The following is a 14648-nucleotide window of genomic DNA, read 5'->3' as shown; positions in this document are numbered from 1 at the left end:
TCTACGTCTTTGTGCCGATGTTTGCCGCCTCCAACCAGCTCAAGCTGGCTAACATGGCTGAGACCGACCAACGCGTGGACACGCCACCATTGAACTGGAGCGACTTGGGCGTAACCGAGCTCCCGACCGGAACGGTGACGTTGCTGCTCGCAGACGTCGAGGGCTCGACGCGGCTCTGGCAGACCCAGCCCGAGGAGATGAGCGCCGCGATCGCGCGGTTGGACCGGGTGGTATCGGACCTGGTTGCCCAGCACAGCGGAGTGCGCCCGGTGGAGCAAGGCGAGGGCGACAGCTTCGTGGTCGCCTTCGCCCGCGCCAGCGACGCCGCCGCCTTTGCTCTGCAATTGCAGCGCACACCGCTGACGCCGATCCGTCTGCGGATCGGACTGCACACCGGCGAAGTGCAACTGCGCGACGAAGCAAACTACATTGGGCCGGCCATCAACCGCGCGGCACGGCTGCGCGATCTCGCCCATGGGGGCCAGACGGTGCTGTCGGCGACTACAGCCGACCTGCTCGCCGACGCGGTTGGCACCCAAGCGTGGCTGCTCGACCTCGGCACGCACCCATTGCGGGATCTGCCCCGGCCCGAACGCGTAACGCAGCTCTGCCACGCCGACCTGCACAACGACTTCCCACCGCTTCGCGCATCGAAAAGCGCTGGGAAACAACACCTTCCGGCGCAGTTCACGAGTTTCGTCGGACGCGGCGCGGAAATCGAGGCCGTGCGGGAAATCGTCGTGGGCAACCGGTTGGTGACGCTGACCGGCGCGGGCGGTGTGGGCAAGACGCGTCTAGCAGTACAGATCGCGGACCGGATGGACAGCGAGTTCACCGACGGCGTTTGGTACGTCGATCTGGCGCCGATCACCGATCCCGCCGTCGTACCGGTCGCCGTGACGCGGGCGTTGGGGCTGCCAGACCAAGCAGGGCTTTCGACGATGAACACAGTTACCCGGGCCATCGGCGGGCGGCGCATCCTCGTCGTCTTGGACAACTGCGAGCACCTGATCGACGCGTGCGCCACGCTGACCGAGGCGCTGCTGGGGGCGTGCCCCCAAGTGACTGTTCTCGCCACGAGCCGCGAGCCGATCCGGGTGGTCGGCGAAGTCGCCTGGGGGGTGCCCTCCCTGTCGCTGACCGACGAGGCGATCACGTTGTTCACCCACCGCGCGCACCAAGTGCGGCCTGATTTCGTTGTGACCGAACAGAACTCTGCCACCGTAGCGGAGATCTGCGAGCGCCTCGACGGCATACCCTTGGCGATCGAGTTGGCGGCCGCGCGGGTCCGCGCGCTGTCATTGGCGCAGATCCTCGACAGCCTGCACGACCGTTTCCGCCTGCTGACCGGCGGCGCGCGCACCGCCGTGCGCCGCCAGCAGACGTTGCGGGCGTCCGTCGACTGGTCGCACGCTCTGTTGACCGAGCCGGAACGCGTCCTGTTCCGCCGGGCAGCCGTATTCCACGGCGGTTTCGAACTCGATGCAGCACAACAGGTTTGCGGTGACAGCGACGTCGAGAGCTACCAAATTCTCGACCAGCTCACGCTGCTCATCGACAAATCGCTCATTGCGGCAGAAGACGGCGGCTTCGGAACCCGATACCGGATGCTGGAGACGGTTCGTCAGTACGCGCTGGAAAAGCTCGGCGAGTCCGGCGAAGCCGACGCCGTGCGCGCGCGCCACCGCGACCACTACACCTCAATGGCCGCCCTGCTCGACGAGCCCGGCCGCACCGGCTATCAGAGCAGGGTCGAGCGCGCGGCAACAGAGATGGACAATCTGCGCGCAGCGTTCGCGTGGTGCCGCGAGAGTGGCGAGATCTCCGAGGCGCTGCGCCTCGCATCGGCGTTGCAACCGCTTTGGACCACTCGCGGCCGTGTTCGGGAGGGGACGGCCTGGTTCGAAGCGGCGCTCGCCGAGGCGGCGGCGCACAACGCGGAGGTGCCGCCTGCCGTCCGCGCCCGCGCGCTTGCAGATAACGCCACTCTCGAGGGCGCACAGACCATTCACGACAACATGGACAAGGCATTGGAGGCCCTGGCACTCGCCCGCGAGATCGACGATCCGGCGCTGCTGGTTCGCGCGCTCGCCGGTTGCGGCATCATCGCCGCCTTTGACGCGGCTGCTGCCAGTTCGTACTTTGACGAAGCGCTCGGACTGGCCCGCGCCGTGGGCGATGACAGGAGCCTGAGCCAAATCCTGGCGTTCCAAGCGTTCGCCGCGGTCACCGGCAAGGGTGACGCGATCGCGGCGCGTGCGGCCGGCGAAGAAGGGCGTGACATCGCCGACGCGATCGGTGATGGCTACACCTCCCGAGCGTGCCGGTGGTGTATTGGCTTGGCGCAGCAGTGGGAAGCCGATCTCACCGGAGCCGTAGCGCAATTCCGGGCTCTGGTCGTGGAGGCCGAGGCGGCGCACGACGAAACATGGCGAATGTCAAGCCTCGTCAGCCTGGGCCACTATCTCGCCTTCGCGGGCGACCCGGACGAGGCCAGGGCCGCGGCCACCGCGGCAGTCGAAGCCGCCGCGGATTTCAGCGCGTTCAATCAGGGCTTCGCCTATGCTGCGCTGGCGGTGGCAAACCTGGCCGCGGGCGACGTGGAAGCAGCGGCCGCCGCCGGCGAGGCGGCGTGGGAACGCATGAAGGCCCAACCCGAACTGGCCGCGGTCAACGTCATCCCACTCGCGGACGTTGCCCTCGCGCGGGGTGACCTGACGGTGGCCCGCCGCTTGGCCGACGATGCCGTCACCATCGCGCCCGGCATGCACCTGCTGCTCGCGCTGGCGAAACGCGCGCGAATCGCGATCGCGCAAAACGATGTTGAGCAGGCGGCGCGTGATGCGCGTGATGCGCTCACCGGCGCCGGGGACCTGAAGGGGTATTACGTGGTCCCCGACGTCCTCGAATGCCTGGCCATCCTTGCGGCAAGCGCCGGGGCGAACCGAGAAGCCGGTCGCCTCTTCGGCGCCGCAGATGCGGTTCGCGGCCGCACCGGGTATGTGCGCTCCAAGATCTACGACGCCGCCTATGACACGTCGGTGGCAGCGCTGCGAGAGGTCATGGGCGAGAACGACTTCCGCGCGGCATGGGCCGAGGGTGCTGCGCTGTCGATCGAGGAGGCGATCGCCTACGCGCAACGCGGGCGCGGCGAGCGCAAGCGACCAGCAACGGGATGGGATTCGCTGACCCCCGCCGAAGTCAACGTGGTGAGGCTGGTCAGCGAGGGGCTGCCGAACAAAGACATCGCCGCCCGGCTGTTCGTGTCCGCGCGAACGGTGCAGACGCATCTGAGCCACGTCTACTCCAAGCTGGGTATCAGCTCGAGAGTGCAACTTGCACAAGAGGCTTCACGCCACGCTTAGTCGTCCTTGTTGCCCGAGTGCATCTTCAGCGCGGCATCCACGTTGCCCTTCTTGTCCTCCCCGGCGCCCTTCGCCGCGGCCTTTTTGCGTTTGGCCACCACGGCGTCGACGGCGCCGTTGAGCGCCGAACCCAGCGGGAAGCCCAGGTAGTGGGTCAAGAAAACCGCCATCTCCTTCAGTTCGGTCTCGCTGAGTTCGCCGTTGAGAAGGGCGGCGTTGATCTGGATTTCGGCCAGGTCGCGGTTTCCGATCGCGGTCACCGCCGTCAGCGTCATGATGCGCTTGTCGCGCATCGACAGTCCCGGTCGCGTCCAGATGCTGCCGAACAGGTGGTCGACGGTCAGGTCGAAGTACGCGTCGCCTTCGACGTTGGGCATCTCCCAGCCGTAGACCTCGTTCATCTTCGCGAGGCCCTTGCTGCGCAGCTCGTCCATCACGCTTCTTTCTCTGTGTGCGGAACCCCGAGGTCCGTCGCCAACCGCTGTAAGGCCAACTGGGCAAACGGCAGATCGACCGAGACCGCCTCGCCGAGAGCCAGCGCCAGGCTCAGGTCCTTCTCCCCCAGACCGCGGGCGTGCACGAAAGACTGGTACAGGAAGTTATCCGGTTCGATGTCTTTCATGTTGTCGCGGACCATGATCGCCCCCGGGCCGCTGGTGAGCGCATCGGTGTGACGGACCACCCGCCCCAGTGCCTGCAGATCCAGCCCGGCCGCCTCGGCGAGTTTCATGGCCTCGCAAGCCACGGCGTACGACGTGAACGTCAACATGTTGCGGGCCAGCTTCATCCGCGTCCCGGCGCCCGGCTCGCCGGCGTGGATGACCATCGCCGCCCAGTGTTTGAACGCCGGCTTGATCCGCTCGTACACTTCGCGCTCGGCCCCCACCATCGTGGCGAGCTCACCCTTCGCCGCAGCGGCCGCCCCACCGCTGACAGGTGCGTCGACGATATGGATGTCTCGCGGCTTGTGCTCGGCCGCGAGTTCGACCGCCGTGGTGTCGCTGATCGTCGAGTGGATCGCGATGACGGTGCCGGATTTCGCATGGGCCGCCAGCTCGCCGACCACCTCACGCACCTGGGCGTCGTTGAGCACGGTGATGTGGATGATGTCGGCGGCGGCGACGTCGGCGACGCTGTCGGCCAGGCTGGCGCCCTTTTCGACCAGCGGGGTCATAGCCTCGGTCCTGATGTCGTACACCGTTACCCCGCCGGGCCATTCGGTCATTTTCGTGGCCATCGGCGCGCCCATGTTGCCCAGGCCGATGTAGCCGAGCGTCACCTGGTCACTCATGATCGGATTATCTGTCCGCCGTCAACGTTGAAGATCTGTCCGGTGATCCACGAGGCCTCGTCGGAAAGCAGGAACAGGCACATGCCGACCAGGTCCTCGGGCGTGCCCATCCGCGACAGCGGCAGGCCCTTGACGATGTCGTCGACCATCTCCTTCGGGGTGGTGGTCCGATTGGCCTCGGTGTCGATGGGCCCGGGGGCGATCGCGTTGATCCGGATCCTCTGGCCACCCAGTTCGCGGGACAGCTGCTGGGTCAGGCCATTGATTCCGACCTTGGCCAGGGCGTAATAGTTCGCGTAAAGCCATGCGGCGGTGGATGATTGGTTCACGATCGCGCCGCCGCCACGCTTGGCCATCTTCTTGTACACCGCGCGCGTGCACCACAGCGCGCCGTCCAGGTTCACGCTCATAAACTTGCGGTAGTACTCGGGATCGATGGTGAGCAGGAAGTCCAGCTTCATGCCGCCGAAGATCGCGGCGTTGTTGACCAGGTAGTCGATGCCGCCGAATTCCGCGAGCGTGCGGTCGGCCATCTCCTTGGCCGATGCCGGGTCGGACACGTCGACCGGAATGCTGATGGCCGTTCCGCCGTCGGCGACGATCTGTTTGGCGACCGCGTCGGCGGCCTCGGCGTTGATATCGGCGACCACCACCGCCGCGCCCTCGCGGGCCAGGGCCTCGGCGTACGCCTGCCCGATGCCGCCACCGGACCCGGTGACGATGCCGACCTTGTTCTCGAATCGCATGTTTTCCTTTCGGTCGCCTGGTGGCGCGGTCACTGCACAGCGGTGGCGATGGTCTTGACTTCCAGGTATTCCTCGAAGCCGGCCACACCCATTTCGCGTCCGTTGCCGGATTGCTTGTATCCGCCGAACGGCGCGTCGGCGGAGTACCAGACACCGCCGTTGACATTGACGGTGCCGACCCGCATCCGGGACGCGAAATCGGCAGCGCGTTCGGGGTCGGCGCTGAACACGGTGCCGGACAGGCCGTATGGCGAGTCGTTGGCGATGCGCAGCGCATCGTCTTCGCCGTCGTAGGCGATCACGGTGAGCACCGGTCCGAAGATCTCCTCACGGGCCGGCCGGGCGTCGTTGGTCAGGCCGGCGATCACGGTCGGTTCGATGAAGAAGCCGCGGTCCTTGTCCGCCGGGCGACCGCCGCCGCAGGCGAACGTCCCGCCCTCGGCGATCGCTAGGTCGAGGTAGCTTTGCACCCGCTCCCGCTGTCGCGCCGAAATCACCGGCCCGCAAACGGTTCCGGAGTCGTCGGGGTCGCCGGGCTTGATCGAGCCCATGGTGCCCGCCGCGATCGCGACGGCTTCGTCGTAGCGGGCCCGCGGCACCACCAGCCGCGTCGTGATGGCGCACCCCTGCCCGGCGTGCATGGCCGCGGTGAACGCCGACATCGAGCACGCCCCGGCCAGGTCGGCATCCTCGAGAACGACGAACGCCGACTTGCCGCCGAGCTCCAGGAACACCCGCTTGATGGTGGCGGCGGCGTCGCTCATGACGCTGCGGCCGGTCGCGGTCGACCCGGTGAACGAAACCATGTCCACCCGCGGGTCTTTCGAGAGCAGTGCGCCGACCCGGTGGTCGTCGGACGTGACGATGTTGACGACTCCGGGCGGGAAGTCGGTGTGTTCGGCGATGATCTCACCGAGCACCGCGGCACACCAGGGCGTGTCCGGCGCGGGCTTGAGCACCACGGTGTTGCCGGCGGCCAGCGCGGGCCCGAGTTTGGCGAGGTTGATCTGGTGCGGGAAGTTCCACGGCGTGATGGCGCCGACGACGCCGACGGCTTCGCGCGCGATCGTGCGCCGGGTCGGGATGCCCATCGGCGACGCCTGGCCGAGGTCTTGGTTCCACTCGTAGGACTCGGCGGTGTCGGCGGCGAAGCTCAGGTCACCGACCGGTCCCTCCAGTTGCGCGGCCGAGGTGAGCATCCGCGGGGCGCCGACCTCGGCGATGGTGATGTCGCGCAACTCTTCGATGTGGTCGCGCATCGCGTCGCGCAGCTGCCGGATGCAGCGCACCCGCAATTCGGTGTTGCGGAACCAGTCGGTCTCGTCGAAGGCGCGCCGCGCGGCGTCGATCGCGCGGTCCATGTCGGTGGCGTCCGCGTTTGCGGCGACGCCCAGCACTTCCTCGGTCGCCGGGTTCACCGTGGCGAAGTTGCCGGCGCTGCCGGCCGACAGCTTGCCGTCGATGAACAGTTCACTCACGCCGTCGGCCAACAAAGCCATGTCCCGCTCCCGTCTGTGTGCGGCCAACCCGGCACGCCAATCTAGTGGACAGTTGTCCGATATTGCCCGATCGAACCATAGCCGCCGGGCCGCCAGCGGTGCAAGAGCCGATCTCGCGCATCGCTCGGACGGTGCGCGTAAAGAGGCTTTGAGCTGCATATTTGCGCCACGGGGTTGCCTCGTGACGATCCGATCCTCTAGCTTGGACATGTGTCCAGCGATGCACTGGTGACGATCACCTCCGGCGGCGACCGCCAGGCCGGCCAGCCGGCGCGCAACCGTCGCCAGGAGGAGACCTTCCGCAAGGTGCTCGCGGCGGGCATCGAAACCCTGCGCGAGAAGTCCTACGCCGACCTGACGGTGCGCGCGGTCGCGGCGCGGGCCAAGGTCGCACCGGCGACCGCGTACACCTACTTCTCTTCAAAGAATCACCTGATCGCCGAGGTCTATCTGGACCTGGTACGCCAGGTCCCGTTCTTCACCGACGTCAACGACCCGATGCCGGTCCGGGTGGACAAGGTGTTGCGCCACCTGGCGCTGGTGGTTGCCGACGAGCCCGAGGTCGGCGCCGCATGCACGACGGCCTTGCTCGGCGGCGGGACCGATCCCGCGGTGGGTGCGGTGCGCGACCGCATCGGCGCCGAGATCCACCGCCGCATCGCGACGGCCATCGGCCCCGGGGCCGACCCGAACACGGTGGCCGCGCTCGAAATGATGTTCTTCGGCGCACTGGTGCAGGCGGCCAGTGGCCAGTTCACCTATCACCAGATCGCTGACCAATTGGCCTATGTGGTGAATCTGATCTTGTCCGGCCCCGGCGAGACAAACCAGGAGACAAGAACCTAAATGACCGTCCATGTGGGCGACCACGAGTTGGTCCTCGACCCCTACGACTACGACTTCCACGAAGATCCGTACCCGTACTACCAGCGGCTTCGCGACGAGGCCCCGCTGTATCGCAACGACGAGCTGAAGTTCTGGGCGTTGTCGCGCCACCGGGACGTGCTGCAGGGATTCCGCAACAGCACAACGCTTTCCAACAAGTACGGCGTCTCGCTGGACCCCGCCTCGCGCGGCCCGCACGCGAGCAAGACGATGTCGTTTCTGGCGATGGACGATCCCGCCCACCTGCGGCTGCGCACCCTGGTCTCAAAGGGATTCACGCCCAGGCGGATTCGCGAACTCGAGCCGCGGGTCACCGAGATCGCGACGCAGCATCTCGACACCATGATGGAAAAGGCGCAAGGCGGCACCGTCGACTACGTCGACGAGTTCGCCGGCAAGCTGCCAATGGACGTCATCTCCGAATTGATGGGTGTCCCCGAGCCGGATCGGGATCAGGTCCGGGCCTGGGCCGACGGGGTGATGCACCGCGAGGAGGGCGTCACCGACGTGCCGCCGGAGGCCGTCGAGGCCTCCCTCAACCTGATCGTCTACTACCAGCAGATGGTGGCCGAGCGGCGCGAGCAGCTGACCGACGATCTGACCTCCGCGCTGCTGGAGGCCGAGATCGACGGCGACCGGCTCACCGACGACGAGGTCCTCGGCTTCATGTTCCTGATGGTGATCGCCGGCAACGAGACCACCACCAAACTGCTTGCCAATGCCGCATTTTGGGGTCACAAGAACCCGGATCAACTGACGCCGGTCTACGAAGACCTGACGCGGGTGCCGCTGTGGGTCGAGGAGACCCTGCGCTACGACACCTCCAGCCAGATCTTGGCTCGTACCGTGTCCGGGGAGCTCACCTTGTATGACACCACCATTCCCGAGGGCGACGTCCTGTTGCTGTTGCCCGGGTCCGGGCACCGCGACGAGCGAGTCTTCGACAACCCTGACGACTACCTCGTCGGACGCGAAATCGGGCCCAAACTATTGAGTTTCGGTAGCGGCGCACACTTTTGCCTGGGCGCGCATCTAGCGCGGATGGAAGCCCGGGTTGCGCTCACCGAGTTGTTCAAGCGAATCCGCGGCTACGAGGTCGACGAGGCCAACGCCGTCCGCGTCCACTCGAGCAATGTCCGCGGATTCGCTCACCTACCAATGAGCGTGGAGGTCCGCTGAATGCCCCGCTTTGAACCCTTGCCCGAACGCCGGCCCGCGATCGTGGCCGGCGCTTCCTCCGGCATCGGAGAGGCCACCGCCATCGAGCTCGCGGCGCACGGCTTCCCGGTCGCGCTGGGCGCCCGCCGGGTGGAGAAGCTCGACGACATCGTCGGGAAGATCAACGCCGACGGCGGCGAAGCGGTGGGATTCCACCTGGACGTCACCGACCCGAACTCGGTGAAATCCTTTGTGGCACAGTCGACCGACGCGCTCGGCGACATCGAGGTGCTGGTGGCCGGAGCGGGCGACACCTACTTCGGCAAGCTTGCCGAGATCACTACCGACGAATTCGAATCGCAGCTGCAGATCCACCTGGTCGGCGCCAACCGGTTGGCCACCGCGGTGCTGCCCGGCATGCTCGAGCGCCAGCGCGGCGACCTGATCTTCGTCGGATCCGACGTCGCCCTGCGTCAACGCCCGCACATGGGCGCCTACGGCGCGGCCAAGGCCGCGCTGGTCGCGATGGTCACCAACTTGCAGATGGAACTCGAGGGCACCGGCGTACGCGCCTCGATCGTGCACCCCGGCCCCACGAAGACGTCGATGGGCTGGAGCCTGCCGGCCGAGAAGATCGGGCCGGCGCTGGAGGACTGGGCCAAGTGGGGCCAGGCCCGCCATGACTACTTCCTGCGCGCGGCGGACTTGGGACGCGCCATCACGTTCGTCGCCGAGACGCCGCGCGGCGGCTTCATCGCCAACATGGAGCTTCAGCCCGAAGCACCGCTGGCCGACAACAAAGACCGCCAGAAACTCGCACTCGGCGAAGAGGGGATGCCGTCATGACTTCAACAGCTACGGTGCCCCGGGTCTCCGGCGGCGAGGAAGAGCACGGCCACCTCGAGGAATTCCGCACCGACCCAATCGGTTTGATGAAGCGCGTCCGCGAGGAGTGCGGGGACGTCGGCTGGTTCCAACTGGTCGACAAGCACGTCATCCTGCTCTCCGGTGCGGGCGCCAACGAGTTCTTCTTCCGCTCCGCCGACGAGGACCTCGACCAGGCTGAGGCGTATCCGTTCATGACGCCGATCTTCGGCAAGGGCGTGGTGTTCGACGCCAGCCCCGAGCGGCGCAAGGAGATGCTGCACAACTCGGCGCTGCGCGGCGAGCAGATGAAGGGGCACGCGGCCACCATCGAGGGCGAAGTCAAGAAGATGATTGCCGACTGGGGCGAGGAGGGCGAGGTCGAGCTGCTCGACTTCTTCGCCGAGCTGACCATCTACACCTCGACCGCGTGTCTGATCGGGCTGAAGTTTCGTGAGCAGCTCGACCACCGGTTCGCCGAGTACTACCACGAGCTGGAACGCGGCACCGACCCGCTGTGCTACGTCGACCCCTACCTGCCGATCGACAGCTTCCGGCGCCGCGACGAGGCGCGCGTGAAACTGGTTGCGCTGGTGCAAGAAATCATGGATCAGCGGCTGGCCAATCCACCCAAGGACAAGGCCGACCGTGACATGCTCGACGTGCTGGTCTCGATCAAGGACGAGGACGGCCGGCCCCGGTTCTCCGCCGACGAGGTCACCGGGATGTTCATCTCGCTGATGTTCGCCGGGCACCACACCAGTTCGGGAACCTCGGCGTGGACGCTGATCGAGTTGATCCGCCATCCCGAGGTGTACGCCGAGGTGCTAGCCGAGCTCGAGGAGCTCTACGCCGACGGTCAGGAGGTGAGTTTCCATGCGCTGCGCTCGATTCCGAAGCTGGACAACGTGGTCAAGGAAACCTTGCGCCTGCACCCGCCGCTGATCATCCTGATGCGCGTCGCCAAGGGTGAGTTCGAGGTCGAGGGCTTTCCCATTCACGCCGGTGATTACGTCGCGGCCTCCCCGGCGATCTCTAACCGGATCCCCGAGGACTTTCCCGACCCCGACGCGTTCAAGCCCGACCGCTACAACAAGCCCGAGCAGGCCGACATCGTCAACCGGTGGACCTGGATTCCCTTCGGCGCGGGCCGGCACCGCTGCGTCGGCGCCGCGTTCGCCCAGATGCAGATCAAGGCGATCTTCTCGGTGCTGTTGCGCGAGTATCAGTTTGAGATGGCCCAGCCGGCAGACAGCTACCACAACGATCACTCCAAGATGGTGGTGCAGCTCGCGCGCCCGGCCAAAGTGCGCTACCGCAAACGGAGCGCGTAAGGAGTAAGTCCGATGGGCGGATTCAGGATCGAAGCGGATCTGGATTTGTGTCAGGGCCACGCCATGTGCGAACTGGAGGCACCGGACTACTTCCGGGTGCCCAAGCGGGGCAAGGTCGAGATCGTCGACCCCGAACCGCCCGAGGACGCCCGCGACGAGGTTGAGCGCGCGGTCGATATGTGTCCCACGCAAGCACTGTTCATCAAAGAGAAAGAAGACACAGGACAATGACGTCACACTCGCGTGCAGACCTCGAGGCATGGGTCGACCGCTGGCTGCAGGCCAACAAGGACTGCGAAAAGGCCGGTGACTGGCGGCCGTTGGCCGACTTCTACACCCAAGACGCCACCTACGGCTGGAACATCGGCCCCAAGGAGGACGTGATGTGCGTCGGGATCGACGAGATCCGCGACATCGCGCTCGGCCTGGAGATGGAGGGGCTGGAGAACTGGGTGTACGAATACCAGAAGGTGCTCATCGACGACAAGCAGGGCGAGATCGTCGGCTTCTGGAAGCAGATCGTCAACAAGAACGACGGCAACCGGGATGAGATCTATGGCATCGGGGGCAGCTGGTTCCGACTCAACGAGGACCGGCTCATCGAGTGGCAGCGCGACTTCTTCGACTTCGGCCACGTCGCGTACATGTTCGGCAAGCTCATCGAGTCCGGGGATCTGAGCGATGGCATGCAGAAGCGCATCGAGCGCAGCGTCGCCGGGGAAAAGCTGCCCGGCTACTACCCGCTTGGCGAAGCCCCCGTCCCCATCTGGTGAGGGGGAGCCAACCAAGCATTTGATTTGTTGCACGCGCTATGCTGACGCGACAAGGGTGCCTGTGGCACTCGTCACCTAGCTGGCCGGCATGAAGGGGCCGGTCAGCTCTGATCAATTCAAAGGCGAAATGGGGTCAGGACCATCGTGAAGACAAAAGGCGCACTGATCTGGGAGTTCAACCAGCCCTGGTCTATCGAGGAAATCGAGATCGGCGACCCGCAAGCGCATGAGGTCAAGATCCAGATGGAAGCGGCGGGCATGTGCCACTCCGACCATCACCTGGTCACCGGGGGCATCCCGATGGCCGGTTTCCCGGTGCTCGGCGGCCACGAGGGCGCGGGCATCGTCACCGAGGTCGGTCCCGGCGTGGACGACATCGCCCCGGGTGACCACGTCGTGCTGTCGTTCATCCCGTCGTGTGGGCAGTGTCCGACCTGTCAGGCCGGCATGCGCAACCTCTGCGACCTGGGAGCCGGCCTGCTGGGCGGCGCCGCGGTGTCCGACGGCACCTTCCGCATCCAGGCCCGCGGCCAGAACGTCTACCCCATGACGCTGCTGGGAACGTTCTCCCCCTACATGGTCGTGCACCGCAGCTCGGTGGTGAAGATCGACCCGTCGGTCCCGTTCGAGGTCGCCGCGCTGGTCGGCTGCGGCGTCACCACCGGCTACGGCTCATCGGTCCGCACCGCTGACATCCGCCCGGGCCAGGACGTCGCCATCGTCGGCGTCGGGGGGGTCGGCATGGCGGCGCTGCAGGGAGCCGTCAACGCCGGCGCCCGCTACATCTTCGCGATCGACCCGGTCGAGTGGAAGCGCGACCAGGCGCTGAAGTTCGGCGCCACCCACGTCTACCCCGACATCTTCGCGGCGATGGCGGGCATGGCCGAGGTCACCTACGGCCTGATGGCCCACAAGGTCGTGGTCACCGTGGGCGAGCTGCAGGGCGCCGACGTCGACAACTACCTCAACATCACCCAGAAGGGTGGCACCTGCGTGCTGACCGCCATCGGCAGCCTGCTGGACACCAACGTCAACCTGAACCTGGCGATGCTGACCCTGATGCAGAAGAACCTGCAGGGCACCATCTTCGGTGGCGGCAACCCGCAGTACGACATCCCGCAGCTGCTGTCGATGTATAAGGCCGGCAAGCTGAACCTGGACGACATGATCACCCGCCAGTACAAGCTGGAGCAGATTAACGACGGCTACCAGGACATGCTGGACGGCAAGAACATTCGCGGCGTCATCCGGTTCACCGACGCCGACCGGTAAAACTTGTCAGCCGCGTCCGCTCAGTGACCGGCTTCGGCCACCTCATGGCGCCGGGACGCATCGGCGCCATGAGCGTGCGCAACCGCCTGGTCATGTCTCCGATGGAGACGATGTACGGCACCCCGGACGGGCTGCCGTCGCAGCGCACCCGCGACTACTTCGCGGCCCGCGCCCGCGGCGGGGTCGGGCTGATCACGTTGGGCGCCACCGGGGTTGACCACCACCACCCCGAGACTCCCGGCGGCTTGCATCTGTCCACCGATGATGCCGTTGGCGCGCATCGGGCGCTGGTAGAGGCGGTGCACGAGCACGGCGCCAAGATCCAGCCCCAGATCGTGCACGCCGGGCCCGACGGCCTGGGGCCGGAGATCTTCGGTGTCGAGTCGCTGGGCCCGTCGGTGATCCCGTCCTACCTCACCGGGCGCCCGTCGGCCGAGATCAGCGCGCGGCAACTGACCGAGGTGTTCGATCTGTTCAAGGCCGCGGCCCGGCGCGCCGTCGAGGCCGGCTACGACGGCATCGAGCTGCACGCCGCGCACGGCTACATGCTGCTGGGCTCCTTCCTGACGCCGCAACGCAATCGGCGCACCGACGAGTACCGCGGTGACTCGCCGCGCGGCCGGGTGCGGGTGGTGCTCGAGGCGCTGGCCGCGATCCGCTCCGAGATCGGCGACGCCCTGCCGATCACGCTGCGCATCTCCGGGTACGAACGCGTCGCCGGCGGCCGGCCCATCTACGAAACCGCCCGGCTCGCACCCGAACTCGTCGCCGCCGGGGTTGACGCGTTCCACGTCAGCGGCGGGGTGATCGATCGGCTGGTCACCGGCATGGTCAACGGCGCCGATGACGGCGACGAGCTCAACGTCGGTGCGGCGGCTGCGGTCAAGCAGGTGGTCGACGTGCCGGTGATCGCCGTCGGCCGCATTCACGACCCCGTCCGCGCCGAACGGATCCTGGCCGACGGCCGTGCCGATTTCATCGCCATGGGACGCCCGCTGCTGGCCGACCCCGACCTGCCGCGCAAGATCTCGTCCGGCCAGGCGCACCGGGTCCGCAAGTGCATCTCGTGCGAAAACTGTATCGACGCAATGGAACAGCGCTTCTCGGTCGATTGCGCGGTCAATCCGCGCACCGGCAAGGAACGGCAATTGGCGGCGGCCCGCGCCGGCCGCGCGAAACGGGTGGTAGTGATCGGCGGCGGGCCGGCGGGCCTGGAGGCCGCGCGCGTCGCCGCCGAACGCGGCCACCGCGTCACACTGTTCGAGAGCAGCGCGCAGCTGGGTGGCGCGCTGCTGTGGGCCTCGGTGCTGCACCCGGAAAACCAGCCGTTCCTGCGGTACCTGTGCGACGAGCTCAGGGTGAGCGACGCCAAGGTGCATCCGGGCCATAGTGTTTCGGCCGGCGACGTCGTCGCGTCCGCACCGGATGCGGTGATCGTGGCCACCGGCGGCCGCGTCGTCG

General features: G+C 66.8%; 13 protein-coding genes. 9 read left to right on the top strand and 4 right to left on the bottom strand.

Annotation, left to right across the window (positions count from 1 at the left end):
- Positions 1-53: 53 nt before the first annotated feature.
- Positions 54-3365, top strand: coding sequence for a helix-turn-helix transcriptional regulator (locus DQP58_RS09990; RefSeq protein WP_112708285.1), 3312 nt, complete (start codon positions 54-56; stop codon positions 3363-3365).
- Here DQP58_RS09990 and DQP58_RS09985 read toward each other — a convergent pair.
- Genes DQP58_RS09985 through DQP58_RS09970 form a run of 4 tightly spaced genes read right to left on the bottom strand, consistent with a single transcriptional unit; the run spans position 3362 to position 6901 of the window.
- Positions 3362-3799, bottom strand: a complete 438-nt coding sequence (locus DQP58_RS09985) for a carboxymuconolactone decarboxylase family protein (protein WP_112708284.1) — start codon at positions 3797-3799, stop codon at positions 3362-3364. The genes DQP58_RS09990 and DQP58_RS09985 overlap by 4 nt on opposite strands.
- A complete protein-coding gene (locus tag DQP58_RS09980) occupies positions 3799-4656 on the bottom strand; it encodes an NAD(P)-dependent oxidoreductase (RefSeq protein WP_112708244.1) in 858 nt (285 codons plus the stop codon). The genes DQP58_RS09985 and DQP58_RS09980 overlap by 1 nt, the downstream gene beginning before the upstream one ends.
- Positions 4653-5402 (bottom strand): SDR family oxidoreductase, encoded by a 750-nt coding sequence (locus DQP58_RS09975; RefSeq protein WP_112708283.1) that lies wholly within the window; start codon positions 5400-5402, stop codon positions 4653-4655. Before DQP58_RS09975 ends, DQP58_RS09980 begins: the two co-directional genes overlap by 4 nt.
- A gap of 29 nt (positions 5403-5431) precedes the next feature.
- Positions 5432-6901 carry an aldehyde dehydrogenase gene (locus tag DQP58_RS09970; protein ID WP_112708243.1) on the bottom strand — a complete coding sequence of 490 codons (1470 nt, stop codon included), beginning with the start codon at positions 6899-6901 and terminating at the stop codon, positions 5432-5434.
- 210 nt (positions 6902-7111) lie between these two features.
- Here DQP58_RS09970 and DQP58_RS09965 point away from each other — a divergent pair, with 210 nt between their 5' ends.
- From DQP58_RS09965 to DQP58_RS09930, 8 genes are all read left to right on the top strand, one after another.
- The gene (locus DQP58_RS09965; RefSeq protein WP_112708242.1) at positions 7112-7747 is read left to right on the top strand and encodes a TetR/AcrR family transcriptional regulator; all 636 of its coding nucleotides are present in this window, start codon (positions 7112-7114) and stop codon (positions 7745-7747) included.
- Positions 7748-8965 (top strand): cytochrome P450, encoded by a 1218-nt coding sequence (locus DQP58_RS09960; RefSeq protein WP_112708241.1) that lies wholly within the window; start codon positions 7748-7750, stop codon positions 8963-8965.
- Entirely contained in the window at positions 8966-9790 is an 825-nt protein-coding gene (locus tag DQP58_RS09955) for an SDR family oxidoreductase (RefSeq protein WP_112708240.1), read from the top strand.
- Positions 9787-11142 (top strand): cytochrome P450, encoded by a 1356-nt coding sequence (locus DQP58_RS09950; protein ID WP_112708239.1) that lies wholly within the window; start codon positions 9787-9789, stop codon positions 11140-11142. The genes DQP58_RS09955 and DQP58_RS09950 overlap by 4 nt, the downstream gene beginning before the upstream one ends.
- Before the next feature lie 12 nt (positions 11143-11154).
- Positions 11155-11373, top strand: a complete 219-nt coding sequence (locus DQP58_RS09945) for a ferredoxin (protein ID WP_112708238.1) — start codon at positions 11155-11157, stop codon at positions 11371-11373.
- A complete protein-coding gene (locus DQP58_RS09940; protein WP_112708237.1) occupies positions 11370-11915 on the top strand; it encodes a nuclear transport factor 2 family protein in 546 nt (181 codons plus the stop codon). Before DQP58_RS09945 ends, DQP58_RS09940 begins: the two co-directional genes overlap by 4 nt.
- Before the next feature lie 144 nt (positions 11916-12059).
- Positions 12060-13187: an NDMA-dependent alcohol dehydrogenase gene (locus tag DQP58_RS09935; protein ID WP_066863983.1), complete on the top strand. Its 1128-nt coding sequence runs from the start codon at positions 12060-12062 to the stop codon at positions 13185-13187.
- A 23-nt stretch (positions 13188-13210) separates the two neighbouring features.
- The coding region (locus tag DQP58_RS09930; RefSeq protein WP_112708236.1) for an FAD-dependent oxidoreductase at positions 13211-14648 on the top strand (1438 nt) is incomplete at its 3' end.

The organism is Mycobacterium colombiense (assembly GCF_003284975.1).
Lineage (GTDB): Bacteria > Actinomycetota > Actinomycetes > Mycobacteriales > Mycobacteriaceae > Mycobacterium > Mycobacterium europaeum_A.
This window is presented reverse-complemented; position numbering and strand designations above follow the sequence as displayed.